The 22223-nt window shown below is 67.0% G+C and carries 22 protein-coding genes; 15 read left to right on the top strand and 7 right to left on the bottom strand.

Annotated features, from left to right (window positions below):
* Positions 1-3: 3 nt before the first annotated feature.
* Both DFP89_RS14880 and DFP89_RS21045 read right to left on the bottom strand, forming a co-directional pair.
* Positions 4-2208 (bottom strand): primosomal protein N', encoded by a 2205-nt coding sequence (locus tag DFP89_RS14880; protein WP_114350181.1) that lies wholly within the window; start codon positions 2206-2208, stop codon positions 4-6.
* A 2-nt stretch (positions 2209-2210) separates the two neighbouring features.
* Positions 2211-2342, bottom strand: a complete 132-nt coding sequence (locus DFP89_RS21045) for a hypothetical protein (RefSeq protein WP_281271210.1) — start codon at positions 2340-2342, stop codon at positions 2211-2213.
* 147 nt (positions 2343-2489) lie between these two features.
* On the opposite strand from DFP89_RS21045, the gene DFP89_RS14885 reads away from it, so the two are divergent.
* From DFP89_RS14885 to DFP89_RS14895, 3 genes are all read left to right on the top strand, one after another.
* Entirely contained in the window at positions 2490-3203 is a 714-nt protein-coding gene (locus tag DFP89_RS14885) for a DUF484 family protein (protein WP_114350182.1), read from the top strand.
* Positions 3200-4150 carry a tyrosine recombinase XerC gene (locus tag DFP89_RS14890; protein WP_114350183.1) on the top strand — a complete coding sequence of 317 codons (951 nt, stop codon included), beginning with the start codon at positions 3200-3202 and terminating at the stop codon, positions 4148-4150. Before DFP89_RS14885 ends, DFP89_RS14890 begins: the two co-directional genes overlap by 4 nt.
* Before the next feature lie 90 nt (positions 4151-4240).
* Positions 4241-4999, top strand: coding sequence for a TSUP family transporter (locus tag DFP89_RS14895; RefSeq protein WP_114350184.1), 759 nt, complete (start codon positions 4241-4243; stop codon positions 4997-4999).
* A gap of 6 nt (positions 5000-5005) precedes the next feature.
* On the opposite strand, the gene DFP89_RS14900 is transcribed toward DFP89_RS14895, so the two are convergent.
* Entirely contained in the window at positions 5006-5992 is a 987-nt protein-coding gene (locus DFP89_RS14900) for an asparaginase (RefSeq protein ID WP_114350185.1), read from the bottom strand.
* Between the two features lie 150 nt (positions 5993-6142).
* Here DFP89_RS14900 and DFP89_RS14905 point away from each other — a divergent pair, with 150 nt between their 5' ends.
* From DFP89_RS14905 to DFP89_RS14935, 7 genes are all read left to right on the top strand, one after another.
* Positions 6143-6670, top strand: a complete 528-nt coding sequence (locus DFP89_RS14905) for an invasion associated locus B family protein (RefSeq protein ID WP_114350186.1) — start codon at positions 6143-6145, stop codon at positions 6668-6670.
* A 116-nt stretch (positions 6671-6786) separates the two neighbouring features.
* The gene (gene rlmN, locus DFP89_RS14910) at positions 6787-7995 is read left to right on the top strand and encodes a dual-specificity RNA methyltransferase RlmN (protein ID WP_114350187.1); all 1209 of its coding nucleotides are present in this window, start codon (positions 6787-6789) and stop codon (positions 7993-7995) included.
* Between the two features lie 110 nt (positions 7996-8105).
* A complete protein-coding gene (locus DFP89_RS14915) occupies positions 8106-9215 on the top strand; it encodes a transglutaminase-like domain-containing protein (RefSeq protein WP_114350188.1) in 1110 nt (369 codons plus the stop codon).
* A gap of 173 nt (positions 9216-9388) precedes the next feature.
* Entirely contained in the window at positions 9389-10912 is a 1524-nt protein-coding gene (gene gpmI / locus DFP89_RS14920) for a 2,3-bisphosphoglycerate-independent phosphoglycerate mutase (protein WP_114350189.1), read from the top strand.
* On the top strand, positions 10909-12162 hold the full coding sequence (locus DFP89_RS14925) for a murein hydrolase activator EnvC family protein (protein WP_114350190.1): 1254 nt from the start codon (positions 10909-10911) through the stop codon (positions 12160-12162). The genes gpmI and DFP89_RS14925 overlap by 4 nt, the downstream gene beginning before the upstream one ends.
* The gene (locus DFP89_RS14930; protein WP_114350191.1) at positions 12159-13568 is read left to right on the top strand and encodes a S41 family peptidase; all 1410 of its coding nucleotides are present in this window, start codon (positions 12159-12161) and stop codon (positions 13566-13568) included. The genes DFP89_RS14925 and DFP89_RS14930 overlap by 4 nt, the downstream gene beginning before the upstream one ends.
* Positions 13565-14056, top strand: coding sequence for an RNA pyrophosphohydrolase (locus DFP89_RS14935; RefSeq protein WP_114350192.1), 492 nt, complete (start codon positions 13565-13567; stop codon positions 14054-14056). The genes DFP89_RS14930 and DFP89_RS14935 overlap by 4 nt, the downstream gene beginning before the upstream one ends.
* Positions 14057-14086: 30 nt before the next feature.
* On the opposite strand, the gene DFP89_RS14940 is transcribed toward DFP89_RS14935, so the two are convergent.
* Positions 14087-14713, bottom strand: coding sequence for a TetR/AcrR family transcriptional regulator (locus tag DFP89_RS14940; protein WP_114350193.1), 627 nt, complete (start codon positions 14711-14713; stop codon positions 14087-14089).
* Positions 14714-14805: 92 nt separating this feature from the next.
* Here DFP89_RS14940 and DFP89_RS14945 point away from each other — a divergent pair, with 92 nt between their 5' ends.
* The 5 genes from DFP89_RS14945 (at position 14806) to DFP89_RS14965 (ending at position 19749) form a co-directional block, all read left to right on the top strand.
* Entirely contained in the window at positions 14806-15624 is an 819-nt protein-coding gene (locus DFP89_RS14945) for an NmrA family NAD(P)-binding protein (RefSeq protein ID WP_114350194.1), read from the top strand.
* Between the two features lie 169 nt (positions 15625-15793).
* Positions 15794-17290, top strand: coding sequence for an alkaline phosphatase (locus DFP89_RS14950; RefSeq protein ID WP_114350224.1), 1497 nt, complete (start codon positions 15794-15796; stop codon positions 17288-17290).
* Between the two features lie 59 nt (positions 17291-17349).
* Positions 17350-17781, top strand: a complete 432-nt coding sequence (locus DFP89_RS14955; RefSeq protein WP_114350195.1) for a hypothetical protein — start codon at positions 17350-17352, stop codon at positions 17779-17781.
* A complete protein-coding gene (locus DFP89_RS14960; RefSeq protein WP_114350196.1) occupies positions 17778-18446 on the top strand; it encodes an ABC transporter ATP-binding protein in 669 nt (222 codons plus the stop codon). The genes DFP89_RS14955 and DFP89_RS14960 overlap by 4 nt, the downstream gene beginning before the upstream one ends.
* Positions 18439-19749: an FtsX-like permease family protein gene (locus tag DFP89_RS14965; RefSeq protein ID WP_114350197.1), complete on the top strand. Its 1311-nt coding sequence runs from the start codon at positions 18439-18441 to the stop codon at positions 19747-19749. The genes DFP89_RS14960 and DFP89_RS14965 overlap by 8 nt, the downstream gene beginning before the upstream one ends.
* On the opposite strand, the gene DFP89_RS14970 is transcribed toward DFP89_RS14965, so the two are convergent.
* The 3 genes from DFP89_RS14970 to DFP89_RS14980 all read right to left on the bottom strand — a co-directional run bounded on the left by DFP89_RS14970 (position 19746) and on the right by DFP89_RS14980 (position 22203).
* A complete protein-coding gene (locus DFP89_RS14970) occupies positions 19746-20552 on the bottom strand; it encodes a LytR/AlgR family response regulator transcription factor (RefSeq protein WP_114350198.1) in 807 nt (268 codons plus the stop codon). The genes DFP89_RS14965 and DFP89_RS14970 overlap by 4 nt on opposite strands.
* The gene (locus DFP89_RS14975) at positions 20549-21676 is read right to left on the bottom strand and encodes a sensor histidine kinase (protein ID WP_114350199.1); all 1128 of its coding nucleotides are present in this window, start codon (positions 21674-21676) and stop codon (positions 20549-20551) included. Before DFP89_RS14975 ends, DFP89_RS14970 begins: the two co-directional genes overlap by 4 nt.
* A gap of 86 nt (positions 21677-21762) precedes the next feature.
* Positions 21763-22203: a hypothetical protein gene (locus DFP89_RS14980; protein WP_147273321.1), complete on the bottom strand. Its 441-nt coding sequence runs from the start codon at positions 22201-22203 to the stop codon at positions 21763-21765.
* Positions 22204-22223 lie beyond the last annotated feature (20 nt).

Genomic DNA, 22223 nt, shown 5'->3' on the forward strand with positions numbered 1-22223 from the left:
CGCCTAAAGAAAGCTTTGCGGGTCGATATCGACGGCCAGCCGCAGGTTCGTGGGCGCCTTGGGCGCCAAGGCCAGCCATTGCGAGATCGCGGCCTGCACCGGCGCCTGCCGGGCCGCGTGGATCAACATGCGGACCCGGTAGCGGCCCCGCACACGGGCGATGGGCGCGGGCGCTGGTCCCCACAGCTCGGCCCCGATGGCCTGCAGGGGGGCAGCGCGGCGGGCCAGCGCATGGGCGTAATCCTCGACCACGGGCTGGTCGGGATGGGACAGAATGATCCCCGCCAGCCGGCCGAATGGCGGCATGCCGGCGGCCTGACGCCCGGCGGCCTCGGCGTCCCAGAATTCCTCGTCCTGCCCGGACAGGATCGCGCGGATCACCGGATGGTCGGGCTGATAGGTCTGCAAAAGCGCCAGCCCCCGCGCCTCGCCACCCTCGCGCCCGGCGCGACCGGCGACCTGCCGCATCAGCTGGAATGACCTCTCGGCCGCGCGCATGTCGGCGCCTTGCAGGCCCAGATCGGCGTCGATCACCCCCACCAGCGTCAGGCGCGGGAAATTGTGCCCCTTGGCCACCAGCTGGGTACCGATGATGATGTCGGTCTCGCCGGCGCCAATATCGCTGATCGCCTGTTTCAGCGCCCGGGCGGAATGGAACAGGTCCGAACTGAGGACGCTGGCGCGGGCATTCGGGAAACGCTCGGCGACCTCTTCGGCCAGACGTTCGACGCCGGGGCCGATCGCGGTCATCTTGCCCTCGACCCCGCAGCTTGGGCAGGCAACCGGGATCGGCTTGGTCGCGCCGCATTGGTGACAGACCAGCCGGTTCTGAAAGCGATGCTCGACCATGCGGGCGTCGCAATGGTCGCAGCCGATCTGCTGGCCGCAGGCGCGGCAGGCAGTGATCGGCGCATAGCCGCGCCGGTTAAGGAACAGCAGCGACTGTTCACCCTTGTCCTTGCGGGCGCGGATTTCGGCGGCAAGGCGGGGGCTGATCCAGCGCCCCTTTTCCATCTCTTGCTGGCGCAGGTCGATGGTGCCCATTTCGGGCAGCTCGGCACTGCCATAGCGCGCGCGCAGATCAAGCCGCGCATATTTCCCCAGACCCGCATTCACCCAGCTTTCGACCGAGGGCGTGGCCGAGGCCAGAACCACCTGTGCCCCCGCGATGCTGGCCCGCAGCACAGCCATGTCACGGGCGCTGTAATAGACCGTATCCTCCTGTTTATACGAGGAATCGTGCTCTTCATCGACGACGATCAGGCCCAGATCGGCAAAGGGCAGGAACAGGGCCGAACGCGCGCCCACCACCATGCCGACATGGTTTTGCGCGGCCATGGTCCAAAGCCTGCGCCGTTCGCCCCGGGTGATGCCGGAATGCCATTCGCCGGGCCGGTCGCCGAACCGCGCCTCGACCCGGTTCAGGAACTCGGCCGACAGCGCGATTTCGGGCAGCAGCACCAACGCCTGCCGGCCCTGACGCAGGCATTCGGCGACGGCCTCCAAATAGACCTCGGTCTTGCCCGAGCCAGTCACCCCGCGCAACAGCGTCGTGCCATAGGCGCGGCTGGCGATGGCGGCGCGCAGGCGCAGGGCGGCCTCGGCCTGATCGGGGGCAAGGGGTTTTCCGGGCAGGTCCGGGTCAAGGCGCGGATAGGGCAGATCGCGTGGCGCCAGCGTCTCGGCCAGGGTTCCGGCCTTGACCAGCCCCTGCACCACGCCCGGGCTGACCCCGGCAAGCTGCGCCAGCTCGGCGGGCGCAAAGCCCGCCCCGCCGTATTCCGCGATCACTTGCAGGACGGCGGCCCGGGCATCGGTCATGCGCTCGGGCGCCGCGCCCGCCAGATGGATGACCCGCCGGGCCGAGGGCGGCTGATCCAGATCGGGCGCCCGCGTCGCCATGCGCAGCATCAGCGGCAGAGGCGTCAGCGTGTATTCGCCCATCCGGGTCAGGAATTCGATCATCTCGGGCGCCAGCGGCGGCGCATCGACCAGCCGCGCCACCGGGCGCAGCCGCGCCGGATCGAAATCGCCCGTCCCCGGCCCCCAGACCGCCCCCATCACCCGGCGCGGCCCCAAGGGCACCACGACCAGTTGCCCCAGCCGCACGCCCCCCTCGGGCGCAAGATAGTCAAGAATGCCGACCACCTCTTGCGTCAGCACCGCGATGCGCGCGCCATGGGGATAGAAAAGCGGCGGCCCGGACATGGTCAAAAGCTGGGCACACCAAAGAGCATCGTGGCCGTCCCCAGCGCCAGAACCACCACCGGGTTCGATGCCGCGATCGCCGCAGGGATCAGCGCGATCATCAGGTCAAGCAGGCTGGGGTCGGCGGCAACCATGGCATTTCTCCGGTCAGAAAACACAAGGCATGCTTGTGCCACGACCCTGCCCCATGCCGCAAGCCGGCCAAGCCGGACAGGAAGGCAGGCTTCACCCGCCCGCCATTCTGCGCTAGACCTTTGGGCGAACCGACAACAGGGACGCCGATGACCAGCGACGCACAAGCCGAAACCCTGTCCGAGGACGAGCGCGCCCGCCTTCTGGCCCGGCCCGAACTGATCCTCGCCGACCGCGACCTGATGCGCGCCCTGATCGGCGTGCGTGAGACCGAGATCGGCGAGAACGTGATCGACATTCGCGGCCGCGCCATGCAGGCGCTGGAAACGCGGCTGGACCGGCTGGAAAGCACGCATGAATCGGTGATCTCGACCGCCTATGAAAACCAGACCGGCATGAACACCGTGCATCGCGCCGTGCTCTCGCTGCTGGAGCCGATGGATTTCGAGGGTTTTCTGGAAAATCTGGAAACCACCGTCGCCCCGATCCTGCGCGTCGAAACCCTGCGGCTGGTGATGGAGACGGGCGGCACCCTGCCCGAGCCCGAAAGCTCGGGTCCCTTGGTCATCGTCCCCGAGGGCGCGATTGCCGGGCTGATCTCGGGCGGGCGGCGGATGCCGCGCGGTGACGATATCGTGCTGCGCCGCGCCGCCGCGGAGACCCTGCCCATCCATGCCGAGACCCGCGCCCCCATCCGCTCCGAGGCGCTGCTGCCGCTGGATCTTGGCCCCGGCCGGCGGCCGGCGCTCTTGTTGATCGGCTCGGCCGATACCGGGCGCTTCAACCCGGCGCAGGGCACCGATCTCTTGCGTTTCTTCGGCCAGGCCTTCCGGCTGGTCCTGCTGTCCTGGCTGCGGCAATGACCGCAGGGGCCAGGCCGCCGGAATTCCCGCTGGCGCTGGCCCCGGTGATGTCAGAGGCGCTGACGCGCTGGCTGGACAGCGAACGCGCCGCCCGCGACCGCTCGGACCACACGATCCGCGCCTATCAGGCGGATCTGCTGGCGTTTCTGTCCTTTCTTGGCGGCCATCACGGCGCCCCAGCCCTGCCCGCAACGCTGGCCGGGCTGACCCAGACCGACATGCGCGCCTTTGCGGCGGCTGAACGCGGCCGTGGCCTGTCCGCGCGGTCTCTGGCGCGGCGGCTTTCGGCCACGCGCAGCTTCATCCGCTGGATGTCGGACCGTCACGGCTTTGACGCTTCAAAGGCGCTGGCCTCGCGCGGGCCGAAATACACCCGCTCGCTGCCCCGGCCGCTTGCGCCCGAACAGGCCCGGGACCTGCTCGATCTGGCCGCCAGCACCCATCCCGAGCCATGGATCGCCGCCCGCGATATGGCGGTGCTGACGCTACTTTACGGCTGCGGGCTGCGGATTTCCGAGGCGCTTTCGCTGAACGGCGCCGACTGGCCCCTGCGCGAGGCGCTGACCATCCGCGGCAAGGGCGGGCGCGAAAGACAGGTGCCGGTCCTGCCCGTGGCCCGCGACGCGATCCAGACCTATCTGCACCTCAGCCCCTATCCGCTGGAGCGCGACGGCCCGCTGTTTCGCGGCGCGCGCGGCAAAAGACTGGGCCAGCCGGCGATCTCGGGGGCGATGCGGCTGTTGCGGCAGGGGCTGGGCCTGCCGCCCACGGCGACGCCGCATGCGCTGCGCCATTCCTTCGCCACGCATCTTCTGGCGGCGGGGGGCGATCTGCGCACCATCCAGGAACTTCTGGGCCACGCGAGCCTGTCGACGACCCAGGTCTATACCGGGGTCGATGACGCCCATCTTCTGGCGGTCTATCGCGCCGCCCATCCCCGCGCCTGACGCGCCCTTTCTTCTTCATCCAAATATCCATGCCGCCCGCGCCACAGGCACCACCTTTACAATTCCCGCAGGGCAGACCATCAAATCGGCATGTTCGAGCTTTCCCTTGATCTTGTGCTGATGCTGGTTGCCGCGGCTTTCGCGGCCGGTTTCGTCGATTCCATCGCCGGAGGCGGCGGGCTGATCACCGTGCCCGCACTGTTGCTGGCGGGGCTGCCGCCCGCGCAGGCGCTGGCCACGAACAAGGTGCAGGGCGTCTTCGGCGCCGCCACCGCCGCCCTGTCCTACGCCCGGCGCGGTCTGGTCGATCTACGCCAGCAAAAGACCGAGGCCGTCGTCGCCTTTGTCGCCGGCCTCTGCGGGGCGCTGATGGTGTCCTGGATCCCGACCAAGGCGCTCAGCTACGGGCTGCCGGTGGTGCTGATCGGAATCGCGGTGTTTTTCGCGCTGAAGCCCGGCCTTGACGACACCGACCGCGTGCGTCGCATCTCGCCCGCCGTCTTCACCGCCACCTTCGTGCCGGCCATCGCCTTTTACGACGGGCTCCTGGGGCCGGGCACCGGGGCGTTCTTCATGCTGGGTTTCGTCATGCTGGCGGGCTACGGCATCCTCAAGGCCACGGCGCATACGAAACTGCTGAACTTTGCCTCGAATCTCGGCGGGCTGGTGGCCTTTGCGGTGGTCGCAAAGCCGCTTTGGCTGCTTGGCGGCGCCATGGCCATCGCCCAGATCGCAGGCGCGCTTCTAGGCGCGAGGCTCGCCATGCGGATCGGCGCGCGGGTGATCAAGCCGCTTTTGGTCATCACCTCGACGGCGCTGGCGCTGCGGCTGATCTGGCAGTTGCTCTGACCTGCCCTACAGGGGAAAGCCGCTGGCCCGGCGCAGCTCGCCGGTGACCAGCCCGCGCCAGTTCCGCTGTGCGCCGGTCAGGTATTTCTGCACGACCGGATCGCCCTCGGCCAGAATGCCCAGATGCACCAGCAGCGCGGTAATGGCGGCCTCGGACCCGCGCGTGCCGCCATCGGTGACCTTCAGCGCAATGCCCAGCCCGCGTTCGGGGACAATGCCGACGAAAACCGCCTCGGCCCCGGTCTTCAACGCGGCGCGGCCACGCGCGGCGCGCATCAGCTCGGTGCAGGCGCGGCCCTCGCCGGCGACCAACTCGGGATGGGTCATCATCGCCTGAACCAGCCGGCGCTGCGCATCGCCGCGCAGCCCGCCGCCCGGCGCGGCGAATGCCGCCATGGCGCGGGCCAGCCCCTCGACCGTGCAGGCAAAATTCGGCGCCGAGCAGCCGTCGACGCCCCAGCCGGCCGAGACCTCGCCCGTCACCTCCTCGAACGCGCCGCGCACGGCCTGCTGGACCGGATGATCCAGCTCGACATATTCCGCACCGCCGCCCAGATGCCGGTTCAGGGTCAGAAACCCCGCATGCTTGCCCGAGCAATTGTTGTGGATCTGGCAGGGCGCGCTGTCGGTACAGATCAGCCGGCGATGTTCCTCGGGGTCCTTGGGCAGATGCGCGCCGCAGCGCAGGTCGCCCTCGGCCAGACCCAGCCCCGAAAGCCATGACGTCACCCGCCCGGTATGGATCGCCGCGCCGTTATGGCTGGCGCAAGCCAAGGCCAGATGGTCCGGCCCCAGCCCCGCCGCATCCGCCGCGCCGCTTTCGATCAGAGGCAGCGCCTGGATCATCTTGCACGAGGATCGCGGAAAGATCACCGCGCCCGGATCGCCCCAGGCCTCGATGATGCCATTGCCGTCGGCAATCACCACATGTCCCAGATGCGTGCTTTCGCGAATCCCGCCACGCCACAATTCGATCAGTTTTGCTGCCGTCATGGGTGCATTTCCTCTGACAATCGCGCGATTTCCCATCAAAAGGGCTTTTTCGTGCCGGCGTTTTCGCATTATTTTGCGGCGAGATGGTTGAAAACACCACCGTCATCGGCAACAAGCCGGATAAAACCGGACATGGCAGGAGGCCAGAGCATGTTGAAATCCGCGCCGCGCGCCGCAGCGGCAGCTGCAGCACTCGTGATCGCCGCATCTTCGCCGGTCCTCGCGCAGGACTCGACCAATGTGGTCGCGACCGAAGGCGACTGGACCGTCTTTTCCGCAAACAGCCCCAAGGAATGCTGGGCGGTGTCCGCACCGAAATCCACCCAGAACATGGATTCCAGCGGCAAGCCCAAGGACGTGACGCGCGGCGACATCCGCCTGTATATCGCCTATCGCCCCGGTCAGGCCGGCGAGGTGTCCTTCTCGGGCGGCTATCCCTTTGCCCCGGATTCGGCGGTCGAGGTGAATATCGGCGGCAATGTCTTCAAGCTGTTCACCGAGGGCGAAAGCGCCTGGACCGGCTCGCCGTCCGAGGACAGCAAGCTGATCTCGGCCCTGCGCGCCGGCTCGTCGGCGGTCATCTCGGGGCGTTCGGCCCGGGGCACCATGACCAAGGACACGTTCAGCCTGTCGGGCATCACCGCCGCCTCGAACAAGGCGCAGGGTGCCTGCAAATAAGCCGCATTCCGGCGGATTGGCAGAATTCACGATGACAGGGGCCTTGGCCCCTGTTTTCTTTTGGGCCGGTCTCGCCTATATATCCGGTTTCGCCCAACGCCCGGACCGATTCCGCCATGACCGCCCAGAACGCCGCCCCGATCACGCAGGACCTGCTGACCATTCCGCGCAAGCTGCCCGAGACGGCCCTGACGAATATCGTCGGCCTGACCCGCGACCAGCTGCATCAGGCGCTGATCGCTGCTGGCACGCCCGAACGGCAGGCGAAGATGCGCGTGGGCCAGATCTGGCAATGGGTCTACCACTGGGGGGTGCGCGATTTCGCGCAGATGACCAATCTGGCCAAGGATTACCGCGCCTTTCTGGCCGAGCGGTTCGAGATCGCCCTGCCCGAGATCGTGACCCGCCAGATCAGCGCGGACGGCACCCGCAAGTATCTCTTGCGCATCGCCGGCGGGCACGAGGTCGAGACCGTCTATATCCCCGAGGAAAACCGCGGCACGCTGTGCATTTCCTCGCAGGTCGGCTGCACGCTGACCTGCTCCTTCTGCCATACCGGCACGCAGAAGCTGGTGCGCAACCTGACGGCGGGCGAAATCGTCGGACAGGTCATGTTGGCCCGCGACGATCTGGGCGAATGGCCCCGCCCCGGTGAGCCCAAGGACGAGACCCGCCTGGTCAGCAATGTGGTGCTGATGGGCATGGGCGAGCCGCTTTATAATTTCGACAATGTCCGCGACGCCATGAAGGTGGTGATGGATGGCGAGGGGATCAGCCTGTCGCGCCGCCGCATCACGCTGTCGACCAGCGGCATCGTCCCGGAAATCGCCAAGACCGCCGAGGAAATCGGCTGCCTTCTGGCCGTCAGCTTCCACGCGACCGAGGACGCGACCCGCGACCGTCTGGTGCCGGTGAACAAGAAATGGAACATCGAAACGCTCTTGAACGCGCTGCGCGACTATCCGCGCCTGTCGAATTCGGAACGCATCACCTTTGAATATGTGATGCTGGACGGGGTGAATGACAGCGATGCCGATGCCCGCCGTCTGGTCAAGCTGATCCGCGGCATTCCGGCCAAGATCAACCTGATCCCCTTCAACGAATGGCCCGGCACGCCCTATAAACGCTCGAGCTGGGAACGGATCGAGGCCTTTGCCGACATCGTCCACAAGGCAGGTTACGCCAGCCCCATCCGCACCCCGCGCGGCGAGGATATCATGGCCGCCTGCGGCCAGCTGAAATCCGCGACCGAGCGTGGCCGCAAATCGGCCGCGCAGATCGCAGCGGAAACCGCCCCTCAGGCCGCCCCCCAGACGCGCGCCTGAATATTCATCAAACCCGCTCGAAACACTTGAACGAAAAAGTCTTTCCGGCCTAGCATGCGCCGTTTCAGCAGGGCAGCCGCCCTGCTGCAGGCCACGCAAAGGACCGGACCATGCTTACCCCGCCTCGACGCAGCTTCCTGAAACTTGCCATGGCCGCCGGCCTTGTCCCGGCGATGGGCAGCCTTGCCCGCCCGGCCCTGGCCGCCGCCGAGGCGCGCGCCTTTGCCCCGCAGCCCGGCGACTGGCAGGGATATGAGACGGTGACCCGCGTCACCCTGCCCGCCGGTCAGGGTCCGGCGCAGGTCTGGCTGCCGGTGCCGTCGCTGGACACCGATTATCAGCGCAGCCTTGGCGATACGGTCGCGGGCAATGCCAGCCATGCCGAAATCATCACCGATCCGGCCAGCGGCGCGAAATACCTGCAGGCCAGCTTCGATGGCAGCGCCGCGCCGGAACTTGCGCTGACCAGCCGCTTCCAGACCCGCAACCGCACCATCGACTGGTCCAAACCCGGCAATGCGACCGAGGACACGGCCGTGCTGCAAGCGGCGCTGCGCCCCTCGGGCAACAAGCCGCTGGACGGCATCGTCGCCGAAACCGCTGCAAAAATCACCGCAGGCGCCAATAGCGATCTTGAAAAAGTCCGCGCGATCTATGCCTGGATCGTGGCGAACTGCCACCGCAACCTCGACACCGCCGGCTGCGGCACGGGCGATGCCGTCGCCACCCTGGCCAGCGCCGGTGGCAAATGCGCCGACCTGAACGGGCTGTTCGTGGCCCTGTCGCGCGCCTCGGGCGTGCCTGCCCGCGACGTCTTCGGCATCCGCGTCGCGCCTTCGGCCTTTGGCTTCAAACAGCTTGGCGCCAAGAACGAGGTCATCACCGGCGCCCAGCATTGCCGGGCCGAGGTTTGGATCGCCAGCCATGGCTGGGTGGCGATGGACCCGGCGGACGTGCTGAAAGTCATGCGCGCCGAATCTGATGCCTGGATCAAGGACCCGAATGACCCGCTGGTCACCCAGGTCAATGCGGCGCTGTTTGGCAATTGGGAAGGCAACTGGGTCGGCTACAACAGCGCCGAGGATCTGGCGCTGGCCGGTAGCGACCGCCGCCTGCCCTTCCTGATGTATCCGCAGGCAACCGTGAACGGTCAGGCGCTGGACGAACTGGACGCGAAAACTTTTGGCTACGAAATCACCGCCCAGGCCATTCCGGCCTGATCCGCATCCCGGCGCCGCACGGCCTTCTGTGCGGCGCCCCTGCTTCTTTCATGTTCAAATATCCATGCGGCCGGGCCAAAAGCGTGCCCGGAACCGGTCATGAAACCCGCTGCGAACTTGCCCTGCGCGCCCCGCGGTCGTAGAAGCGAAGCGACCCCCGAATGAGGCCGCCCATGACCCACCCGAAGCCAGTCGTCCTTTGCATCCTCGACGGATGGGGCATTTCCGACCGTCCCGAACAAAGCGCCCCTGCCCAGGCGAAGACGCCGAATTTCGACCGGCTGATGCGCGACTGCCCGAATGCGACGCTGGTGACCTTTGGCCCCGATGTCGGCCTGCCCAAGGGCCAGATGGGCAATTCCGAGGTCGGCCACACCAATATCGGCGCCGGCCGCGTCGTCGCCATGGATCTGGGCCAGATCGACCTCGCCATCGAGGATGGCAGTTTTTACGGCAATGCCGGGCTGGGCGACTTCATCCGCAAGCTCAAGGCCACCGGGGGCACGGCGCATCTGATGGGCGTCGTCTCGGACGGGGGCGTGCATGGCCATGTCCAGCATGTCGTCGCCGCCGCCCGCGCCATTGCCGACAAGGGCGTGCCGGTCGTCCTGCATGCCATCACCGATGGCCGCGACGTGCCGCCGAAATCGGCGCTGGGATTCATCACCGAGCTGCGCGGCGACCTGCCCGCCAGCGTCGAAATCGGCACCGTCATCGGCCGCTATTACGCCATGGACCGCGACAACCGCTGGGAACGCGTCAGCCGCGCCTATGCCGCCATGGTCGGGGCCCAGGGCCTGCCCGCCCCCGATGCCGCCAACGCCGTGACCGAGGCCTATCAGCGCGACGAGACCGACGAATTCATCCAGCCCACGGTGATCGCAGGCTATCAGGGCGCGAAAGACGGCGACGGCTTTTTCTGCCTGAACTTCCGCGCCGACCGCGCCCGCGAAATCCTTGCCGCCATCGGCCAGCCCGATTTCGACGCCTTCGACACCGGCGCGCGCCCGAACTGGGCGGCGCTGCTGGGCATGGTCGACTACTCGGCCAGGCATGACGAATACATGACCGCCGCCTATCCCAAGCGGCAGGTGGTGAACACGCTGGGCGCATGGGTCGCCGCCAAAGGCCTGCGCCAGTTCCGGCTGGCCGAGACCGAAAAATACCCCCATGTCACCTTCTTCCTGAACGGCGGCAAAGAGGCGCCCGAGCCGGGCGAGGACCGCTTCATGCCCGCCAGCCCCAAGGTCGCGACCTATGACCTTGCGCCGGAAATGTCCGCGCCCGAGGTCAGCGCCAAGCTGGTCGAGGCGATCGAGGGCGGCTACGACCTGGTCGTCGTCAATTTCGCCAACCCGGACATGGTCGGCCATACCGGCAGCCTGCCCGCCGCCATCCGCGCCTGCGAGGCGGTGGACAAGGGGCTGGGGATGATGCTGGCGGCGCTGGAAAAGACCGGGGGCGCGGCGGTGGTCATCGCCGACCACGGCAATTGCGAAACCATGATCGACCCGGAAACCGGCGGCCCGCATACCGCCCATACGACCAACCCGGTCCCGGTCATCGTCTTTGGCGGCCCGGCGGGCGCTACTGTGCGCAAGGGCCGGCTGGCCGATGTCGCGCCGACGGTTCTGGACCTGATGGGTCTGGACCTGCCGCCCGAGATGACCGGCACTTCGCTGATCGGGCGCGCATGAGACCCAGACTGCTCTTGCCGATGCTGGCGGCCTTTGGCATCGCCTCGATGGCCCCGGCCCAGCCCGCGACCTCGGCACAGGAGAACGCCCAGTTGAGCCAGGCCGCGCAAGAGGCCGCCGAGGCCGCCGAGATGATGCGCGGCGCCATCGGCCAGCTGGATCAGGCCCTGACCGAAGACGATCAGGTCGTGGCGCTGACCCGGATGATCCGCGCCTATGAACAGGGCCTGTCGGCGCTGCGCGATGGCTTGCGCCGCGCCGGTATCCGCGAACAGGAAATCCGCGCCGATTTCGACGCCCGCCGCGAAAGGCTGGGCCGGGTGCTGGGGGTGATGACCTCGATGCAGCGCTCGCCGGAAACCATGCTGCTTCTGCACCCCTCCGGCCCCGAATCCTCGGCCCGCGCCGGGATGATCCTGTCATCCGTGGCGCCGGGGCTTGAGGCCGAGGCCCGCGACATGCAGAAAAAGCTTGAGGAAATCCGCACCGTCCGCGCCATTCAGCTGAGCGCCGCCAATACGCTGGCCCAGGGTCTGGGCGAGGTGCAGGAGGCGCGCCGGCTGCTGGCCTCGGCGGTCACCGACCGCTCCAGCCTGCCAGTGCGTTTCGGGCAGGACCCGCAGGAGCTGACGGCGCTGGTGCAATCGGCCGACACGCTGGAATCCTTTGCCTCGGGCATCGTCGGCATGGAACAGGATGTCGGCCCGCCCATGGCCGATTTCGAGGGCGCTCAGGGCAGCCTGCCCCTGCCGGTCATGGGCACGGTGCTGCGCCGCTATAACGAGGCCGACGCCTCGGGCACGCGCCGGCCCGGTCAGGTCATCGCCACCGGGCCGGCGGCGCTGGTCACCACGCCCTGGCCCGCGACCATCCGCTATCGCGGTCCGCTTCTGGATTACGGCAATGTGATGATCCTTGAACCCGCGCGCGGTTATCTCATGGTATTTGCCGGCATGGCGCAGGTCTTTGGCGAGACCGGCGATGTGCTGGCTGCGGGCGAGCCGGTGGGTCTGATGGGCGGAGAGGAACCCCCTGCGCAGGAATTCGGGGCCGAATTTGTGGCCAATGCGGCAACCGGGGGCGGTGCTGGACAGACAGAAACACTGTATGTTGAACTGCGCCGGGACAAGGAAACGCTGGACCCCGCCGAATGGTTCGTGATGAATCCGATCATCGGCGAGGTTTCTCACGACGCAACTGGCCAGAACGCAAGCGGCCATAACCCTATCGGGCAGGACGAAACGGAATGAAACACTATCTTCTGGCAGGGGCGATCGGCACGCTTGCGGGCATCACCGTCGCCACGCAATTCGCCGGCCCGCTGGTCGCGCAGGAATCGGGCAAGAACGCCTCGGTCTATGAACAGCTCGACCTGTTCGGCAATGTATTCGAGCGCGTGCGCAGCGATTACGTCGAACAGGCCGACGACAAGAAGCTGATCGAGGCCGCGATCAACGGCATGCTGACCTCGCTTGATCCGCACAGCTCGTTCCTGTCGGCCAAGGATTACGAGGACATGCAGACCCAGACCCGGGGCAGCTTTGGCGGCCTTGGCATCGAGGTCGGGCAGGAAGACGGGCTTGTGAAGGTCATCTCGCCCATCGACGACACCCCCGCCGCCGAAGCCGGCGTGCAGGCGGGCGATTTCATCACCCATGTGAACGGCGAATCGCTGATGGGGCTGGGGCTGGACGAGGCGGTCGAAAAGATGCGCGGGCCGGTCGGATCGGAAATCAAGATCACCATCCTGCGTCAGGGCGAGAATGAGCCGTTCGACCTGACCATCGTGCGCGACACCATCAAGCTGACCGTGGTCAAGACCCGCATCGAAGGCCATGCCGTCGTCCTGCGCGTCACCACCTTCAACGACGAGACCATGGACACGCTGCGCGCCGAGATGACCAAGGCGATCAAGGACGCGGGTGGCATCGACAAGGTCACGGGCTTTGTCCTTGACCTCCGGAACAACCCGGGCGGGTTGCTCAATCAGGCCATCGACGTCTCGGACGCCTTCCTCGACAAGGGCGAGATCGTCTCGACCCGCGGCCGCAAGCCCGAGGAAAGCGAGCGCTGGAACGCCAAGGTCGGCGATCTGGCCGAGGGCAAGCCGATGGTCGTGCTGATCAATGGCGGTTCGGCCAGCGCCTCGGAAATCGTGACCGGCGCCCTGCAGGACCATCGCCGCGCCATCGTCGTGGGCACCAAGTCCTTTGGCAAGGGTTCGGTCCAGACGGTGATGCCGGTCACCGCCGACAGCGCCATCCGCCTGACCACGGCGCGCTATTACACGCCCTCGGGCCGCTCGATCCAGTCCTTGGGCATCCAGCCCGACATCATCGTCGAGCAGCCCGCCCGCAAACCCGAGGATGAGGCCGAGGCCGACAAGCCCAAGACCGATTCGAAGTTCCTCAGCTCTGAGGCGGATCTGCGCGGCGCGCTGAACAACGATTCGATCAGCGAGGAAGAGCGCAAGCAGATCGAGAGCGAGGCCAAGGAGGTCGAGGCCACCGCCAAGCTGCGCGAAGAGGACTATCAGCTCGCCTATGCGGTCGATATCCTCAAGGGCTTAGCGGCGATGGATTACAGCGCCGACAAGGTGACGGCGAATGTGAAGCCCGCCAATACCGGCGCAGATTCGGGAACCAAGACCGAATGAGCGACAAGGTTCTGGGTCCCTCGGGCCTGCCCTATCGCATGGGCGCGGGCGTGGTGCTGATCAACCCCGACGGGCTGATCTTTGCCGGCCAGCGCATCGACAACCCCGGTCCCGCCTGGCAGATGCCGCAAGGCGGGATCGACAAGGGCGAAACCCCGCGCGAGGCCGCCCTGCGCGAGCTGACCGAGGAAACCGGGGTTTCCGCCGATCTGGTCGAGGTCATGGCCGAAACGCCGGACTGGATCACCTATGAGCTGCCGCCCGAGATCCTTGGCAAGATCTGGAAGGGCAAATATGGCGGCCAGAAGCAGAAATGGTTCGCCATGCGCTTTCTGGGGCCGGACAGCGCCGTGCAGATCGAAACCGAGCACCCGGAATTCGAGCGCTGGCAATGGATGCGCGCCGCCGATCTGATCGATAACATCGTGCCCTTCAAGCGGGCGCTTTACGTGCAGGTCTTCAACGACTTCCGCGCCATCCTGCGCTGATCGCAGCCGGCCGGCCCCGACCCCGCTTGCCTAGCCTTGGCCGGCCAGCAGCCGCTGGAACTCGGCCAGCGTGGCCCGCCCCTCGGCCTCGGGCAGCGTGATCGCGTGGCGCACCGCCGCGCCGATCAGCGCGATCAGCAAGCCCGCGCGCAACCCCGCCTCTCCGGCTGATTCCCCCACCCGCAGCAGCGCCTCGGCCAGTTGCGCCGAAAGCCCGGCGCAATCCTGCGCATCCAGCGCCTGCAAGATCGGATCGGCCTGCGTCGCCTGCCAGATCGCCTGCGTCACCGGACGCTCCTGATAGATGCCATAGAAGCCTTGCGCGAGCTGCCCAAGCACCTCGGGCAGGTCGGCGGGCTGGTGAAACCCCTGCAATATCCCCGCCACACAGGCCTGACCCTGCGCATTGTAACGCTCGGCCAGGGTGCCGATGATCGCGGTCTTGTCGGGAAAATATTGGTAAAGCGAGCCGAATGGCACGCCCGTGCGCTCGACGATATCGCTCATCTTGAAGCCATCACTGCCCTTTTCCAGCAGCAGTTCCTCGGCGCAGGTCAGGATCCTCTCGAACCGCTCGCGGCTGCGCTTTTGCACCGGGACCAGCCGGGCCATGCCGGAAATGACCCCTGCCTCAGTCGCGTCCCCTGCCTGTGTCATATGCCCCGCCCCCTGCAAATCGCTTGACTCACAGAATACGAGAGTTTATCGCTTTGTCAAATACGAGTAACTCTCGCATTATGGAGGAGACGATGCGTGACACAATTCTGATCATCGGCGGCAATGGCAAAACCGGCGGGCGCGTGCAGGCCCGGCTGGCGGCGCGGGGACTGGCGACGCGGGCTGTCTCGCGCAGCGCCGAAACCCCCTTCGACTGGGAACGGCCCGAGACATGGCCGGGCGCATTGGCGGGGGTCAGCCGCGCCTATGTCACCTATCAGCCCGATCTGGCGGTCGACGGCGCGGACGAGGCGATTGCCCGGCTGGCACGGCTGGGCCGCGAGGCGGGCTTGCAGCAGATGGTGCTGCTGTCGGGCCGGGGCGAGCCCGGCGCCCAGCGGGCCGAGGCCGCGTTGCGCGAATCCGGCCTGAACTGGAACGTGGTTCGTGCCAGCTGGTTCAATCAGAACTTCTCGGAAGGCTATCTGCTGGGCGCCATCCAGTCGGGCGAACTGGCCCTGCCCGCCGGTGATGTGCCCGAACCCTTTACCGATGCGGGTGACATCGCCGATGTGGCGGTGGCAGCGCTGACCGATCCGCGCCATCTGAACCGGCTTTACGAGGTCACCGGCCCCCGCGCGCTCAGCTTTGCCGAGGCCGTCGCGGCCATCGCCGGGGCCTCGGGGCGCGATATCCGCTATCGTCAGGTTCCGGCCGGCCATTTCGCCGCGGCGATGCAGGGTGACGTGCCGCAGCCCATCATCGACCTGCTCTTAGACCTGTTCACCGTGGTGCTGGACGGGCGCAACAGCACCCCGACCCATGGCGTGCAAGAGGCGCTTGGCCGCCCGCCCCGCGATTTCGCCGATTATGCCCGTGCCACGGCGGCGACGGGGGTCTGGGCCGGCTGATCCGGCCGCGCATAAAGGGCGTCGGGACGACGGAAAACATCATGGACAGGCTCTGGCCAGGTCAAGACTGTTGACGCAGGGGAAGCTACTGTCACAAACTCAAAACGCGATAATAACAAACATGTTACATTGCGCTGCGATGAAGCGCCTGATCAACCGGGAGCCTTCCATGACATTCCGCATCATCACCGCCACTCTGGTCGGTACATTCCTTGCCACCAGCGCCCTCGCCGAGGTCGCGGTCAGCCAGAAAGACAGCAAATGGTACACCGACGCGCAGGCACGCATCGATGAACTGGCCGCCGTCACCAACAACACCAACCGCGCCAAGAATGTGATCCTGTTCGTCGCCGACGGCAATGGCATCGGCTCGAACTATGCCACCCGGCTGTGGGTCGGACAGAAAAAGGGCGGGCTGGGCGACGACCATGTGCTGCCGCAGGAAGCCTTTCCGAACCTCGCCTTGGTGAAAACCTATACGACCAACGGCCAGACGCCGGATTCCTCGCCCACCGCCAGCGCCATGAATACCGGCGTCAAATCCCGCAACGGCACCGTGAACCTTGACGATGCCGGCGACTATGAGGACTGCAACGCCGCCGCGAAAGCCGGGCTGACCACCTTCTCCGAAATCGTCACCGACATGGGCAAATCCGTGGGCATCGTCACCACCGCGCGCCTGACCCATGCCACGCCCGCCGCCGTCTATGCCAAATCCGCCCATCGCGACTGGGAGGATGACACCAAGCTGCCCGAGAAATGCGCCCAGAAGGACATCGCCGCGCAGATGGTCGATGCCGTCAATGCCGGCACGCTGGATTTCATCATGGGCGGCGGGCGCCAGCATTTCCTGCCCAACGGCATCACCGATGACGAGGGCGGCGAAGGCCGGCGCATGGACGACCGAAATCTGGTCGAGGAAATCAAGTCCAAGGGCTGGCAATATGTCTGGAACGACGAGACCGCCAAGGCCGCCGACCTGACCAAGCCGGTGCTGGGCATCTTCGAGGCCAGCCACATGAAATATGAGGCGGATCGCACCGGCGAGCCCTCGCTGGCCGAGATGACGGAAATGGCGATCAAGAACCTGTCGGCCAACGACAAGGGCTATTATCTCGAGGTCGAGGCCGGCCGCGTCGATCACGCCAACCATGACGGCAACATGCACCGCACCGTGACCGATGGCGAAGCCTTTGCCGCCGCGATCGAGAAGGCCGCCTCGATGGTCGATCTGAACGAGACGCTGATCATCGTCACCGCCGACCACAGCCATGCCATCAACTTCAACGGCTATTGCGGGCGCGGCACCCCAATCACCGGCCTGTGCTACGAGGTGGACGACCACGGCATCGAACATACCGGCAAGCCCTCGGTGGCCCTGGACGGCAAGCCCTATACGGTCGCGGGCTATCTGAATGGCGCCGGCTCGATCCTGCATCAGGAAGAGGGCGCGAATGACTGGACCGGCTCGCGCCCGGACCTGACGCAGGAACAGGCGACCGACCCCGACTACCTGCAACAGGCGCTGCTGCCGATGACCTCGGAAACCCATTCGGGCGAGGATGTCGCGGTGTTCTCGACCGGGCCGTGGGCGCATCTGTTCCGCGGCGTGATCGAGCAGAACGTGATCTTTCACGTGATGCTGCATGCCGTCACCGCCGAATAGGTACTATTCTTGAAAAGTGGCAGGGCCAGCAATGGCCCGCCCCCATCAGGGAGGACAGGATGACCGGCCTGCCCCGACGTTCGCTTATTCTGGGCCTGTCAGCCCTGCCCTTTGCCGGCGTAAGTCGCGCGGCCGAGGGCGCGATCCTGCTGCGCGACCTTTACAACAAGGACCTGTCCTTCTCGGCCCTGGCCGAGGCGAACAAGGGCCAGCGCATCACCGTCGACGGCTTCATGGCCCCGCCTCTGCGCGCCGACAGCAATTTCTTTGTCCTGACCCGCAGGCCCATGGCCACCTGCCCGTTTTGCAGCAGCGCCGCCGACTGGCCCACGGATATCGTCGCCATCTATACCAAGCGGCTGGTCAAGGTGATCGCCTTCAACATCCCCATTGCCGTCACCGGCCTGCTTGAGCTGGGCACCTATAAAGACCCGGAATTCGGCTTTGTCAGCCGCGTGCGGCTGGCCGATGCCAGCTATGAGCGCAAATGAGCCTTTCACTTTCGGCGCGTGACCTGACCGTGCGATCCGGCGCCCGGGTCCTGCTGAGCCTTGAGCGGCTGGACCTGCCCGCCGGCAGCCTGACCGGGATTCGCGGCGCATCGGGCGCCGGAAAATCGACGGCGCTGCATGCGATGGCGGGGCTGCTGGCCGCCTCGGGCAGCCTGATCTGGGGCGAGACCGATCTGGCCCGCCTGTCCCAACCCGCCCGCACCCGCTTTCGCGGCCAGCATATGGGCATGATCTTTCAGGATTTCCTGCTGTTCGAGGAAATGACCGCGCGCGAGAACGCCTTGGTTTCCGCCGCCTTTCGTCCCGACCGCGCCGCGCTGGCAGCGCGCGCCGATGCGCTGATGCAGCGGCTGGGCATTGCCGCGCTGGCCGACCGCCGGGCCGAGCTGCTTTCGGGGGGCGAGCGCCAGCGCGTCGCCGTCGCCCGGGCGCTGGCCCATGATCCGGCGATCCTGCTGGCGGATGAGCCGACCGCCAGCCTTGACCGCGCCGCCGCCGATGCGCTGATCGCCGATCTGGCGGCGCTGGCCCGCGACGAGGGGCGCACCGTCGTCATCGTCAGCCATGACGCCCATGTCTGGGCCGCGATGGACCGGGTGCTGACGCTGGATGACGGCCACCTGTGCGGGGATAGTCATGGCTGAGCTGTGGAACGGCCTGTCCGCCGATATGCAGGACGCGCTGACCTTGCTCGCGATCCTTGCGCCGGGGCTGGTGCTGGGCGCGGTGATCTGCCGGGGCCTGCGCCTGTGGCCGCTGCTTTCCAGCCTGCTGCGCCGCTATCCCTGGACCAATCTGGGCTATGTGGCGCTGGTCGCGCTGTCGGTCGGGCTGGGCGTCGGGCTGATCGCACAGGAACGCGGGCTGCGCCAAGCCAGCGCCCGGGTGGCGGCAAAGTTCGATCTGATTCTGGCCGCGCCCGGCGATGAAATCGCCATGCTGATGGCGACCGTCTATCTGCAACCGACCGGCGCGCCCCTGCTGGACGGCGTGACATGGGATCAGGTCAGCCGCAGCGCCGGCGCGGCGCTGGTCGCCCCCATCGCCTATGGAGATAGCTGGCAGGGGCATCCCCTGGTCGGCTCGACCGCCGAATTCGTCGCGCATCTTTCGGGCGATCTGGCCGAGGGGCGGATGTTTGCCGAGAATTGGCAGGCTGTCATCGGCGCCCGCGTGCCGCTGGAAATCGGCGCGCATCTCTCGCCCGCCCATGGCGCGGACGAGGCGGCCGAGCATGACGCCCATGAGGGCATCGAATTTCAGATCACCGGCCGCATGGCCCCGACCGGCAGCCCCTGGGACGATGCGATCATCACTCCGGTGGAAAGCGTCTGGCTGACGCATGGGCTGGGGAATGGCCATGAGGATGCGGGATCCGACCGCATCGGCGCGCCCTTCGATCCGCGCCATTTCCCCGGCACGCCCGCAATCCTGATCGCGACGCCCGATCTGGCGGCGGCCTACGGTTTGCAGGCGCAGTTCAGCAGCGACCGCACGATGGCGTTTTTCCCCGGTGCGGTGCTGGCGCGGCTGCACGGGCTGATGGGCAACCTGCGCGAGGTGATGTCGGTCCTGTCGCTGGGCACGCAGATTCTGGTCGCGGCCTCGGTCATGGCGGGGCTGATCGTGCTGTCGCGGCTGTTCGCGCGGCGGCTGGCGCTGTTGCAGGCGCTAGGGGCACCGGCGCGGATGATCTTTGCGCTGGTCTGGGCGCATGCGGCGCTGCTTCTGGGTGCGGGCGCGGTGCTGGGCTTGGGCGTCGGGCTGGTCGCGGTGCGCGGGCTGTCGGCGGTCCTGTCGGCGCGCAGCGGGCTGCTGATCGAGCCGCATCTGGGCTGGCCCGAGCTGCATGTGGTCGCCGCCTATTTCACCCTGGCCCTGCTGGTCGCGCTGGTGCCGGCGGCGCTGGCCCTGACCCGCCCGGTCACGCAGGAGCTGCGCCGCTAGCCATCCTGCGCGGGCTTTAGCCCCAGCACTTGCAGCACGTCATGGACATGGCTGCGCCCAACGCCCAGCTCGGTCCCGTCCTCAAGCCGGACGGCCAGCATGCCATAGCGGCGCCGGACCAGCCCGGCGATGGCCGCCTGCCGCACCAGCACGCCGCGATGGATGCGCAGGAAACCCATGGGGGCCAGCCGCCGCTGCATCGCGGCCATGCTTTCCGCGATCATGTATGACTGCCCGCCCGAGAAGATGCGCATATAGTCGCGCTCGGCCAAAATATAGTCGATGCTGTCGATGCCGATCCGCGTCTGCCCCATGCGCGTACGCACCCACAGATCGCGCGAACCCGCCGCCCCCTCGCCCGCCGTTCCATCCAGCGCGGCGCGCAGCACGGCGACCATGCCTTGCAATTCGGCGATGCGCTGGCCCTGGTCGCGCGCCATGGCGGCGGCGCGACCGCGTTCGATGGCGGCGGCAAGGCGCGGCATCTCGACGGGTTTGGTGATGTAATCGACCGCCGCCGCCTCGAATGCGCGCAGGGCATATTGGTCAAAGGCGGTGACAAAGATCACCGGCGGCACCGCCTTGCCCAACCGCTCGATGACCGCGAATCCGTCGCCGCCGGGCATTTGCAGATCGAGCATCACCAGATCGGGACGCAGGGTCTGGATCGCCGCGACCGCCTGATCGCAATCGCCCGCCTCGCCCACGGGCTGGATGCCATCAAGCTGCGCCAGCAGCCGCAGCAGACGCCGCCGGGCGATGGGCTCGTCATCGACGATCAGCACGCGCAACGCCCCGGTCATCGCAGAACCGGCAGGTCAAGTTCGGTCCGCAACCGGCCGGGGGCAATGACGCGCGCCGCACATGATGCGTTGCCGGGGTAGCGGGTGGCCAGACGCTCGGCCACGTTGCGCAAGCCGATGCCCATTCCGTCCTGGGCCTCGGCCTCGGCTTCGGGGATGGGGTTTTCGATCCAGACCAGCAGCCGGTCGCCGGGACGGCGGGCCGCGCCGATGGCCAGATCGGCCCGGCCGGGGCAGCGCGAGACCCCGTGCTTGATGGCATTTTCCACCAGCGGCTGCAGGATCAGCGCCGGAACCAGCGCCGTTTGCAGATCCGCGGGCAGGTCCAGATGCACGGCCAGCCGGTCAGAAAAGCGCACCTCCTCGATGGCCAGATAGTCAAGCTGCAAGGCGATCTCGGCCTCCAGCGGCATATCGGACAAGGGGTCCAGCGCCAGCGTCTTGCGCAGGAATACCGCCAGCCGCAGCACCATGTCGCTGGCTGGCTGCGCGGCGCCTTCCTCGATCAGACCGGCGACGGAATTCAGCGTGTTGAACAGGAAATGCGGGCTGACCTGATATTGCAGCGCGCGCAGCTGCGCCGAGACGGCCAGCTGGCGGGCCTCGGCCAGACGGCGCTCGGTCTCGCGGATCTGGCTGGCATATTGCAGCGCCAGATACAGGCAGGACCAGCCGAACAGTTCCGAGGTGGTGAAAGTCACGACCGAGGCGAAATATTGCGGATCGATGGGCGCGACATCGGGCTGGGTCATATAGATCTGCAAGCCGCGATCCACCACCGCCGAGACAAAGGCCCCGATCAGCGACAACAGACAGGCGACCAGCGCCTTGATCCCCAGCCGCCGCGCCGACATGCGCCACAGCACCAGGCTGATCAGGACCGCCAGAACCGCATCGGCCGAGATGCCCACCAGCTTTGGCAGCGCGGTGGTGACCGGGTCGATCCCCGTCACCACCCACCAGATCACGCTGGAGACGATGAACAGCACCGCCGCAAAGCCCAGCCCCAACACCACCACGTCGCGGCCAAAGGGCACAGACCGCGACGCCGCGACCGAGGGCGCTACGGGGGGCGCGACAAGGACGGGCATCGGGGCCGTGGCGGGGATCGCGGTTTGGTTCATGCCCGCATCATCGCCACCGCCCCCGCCCCTGTCGAGAGACGCTTGTCGCCGGATTCCGGTCGTTCGTCGTTTTTCCCGCGCGGCCTTCAGCCGTCGGCCTGGTTCAACGCCTCGACCAACAAAAGCAGCGCCATGGACCTCCCATATCCCGTCGGCTGGATCGGGATATCGCGGTGGAATTGCAGATCATGCCCGATGGGCGTCCCGTACGGGACCTGACCAACCACGCCATCCGACCCGAAATGGCGCATGATCGCCGCCAGCGCCAGCATTGGCGCCGCGATATCGATGTGCCGGGGCGGCAGGCGCTTGGCCAGATGCCCGGCATACCAGCCCACGTGCGTGGCGCGGCCGGTCTGGTCGGCGGTTTGCAGCCACAGCTGCGCCAGCCCGCAAAAGGCCCACTCCCGGGCGGCAAAGCTGATGCAATCGCCGGCGGTGCCATCGAGGTTCGGCGCATCGAACTGGCCCTTGTGACGCGATATGCGCAGACCCTGCACCAACTGATAGATCGACTGCGCAAGCATGGCGCGGCTTGCCGGGCGCG

Source organism: Paracoccus lutimaris, assembly GCF_003337565.1.
GTDB lineage: Bacteria > Pseudomonadota > Alphaproteobacteria > Rhodobacterales > Rhodobacteraceae > Paracoccus > Paracoccus lutimaris.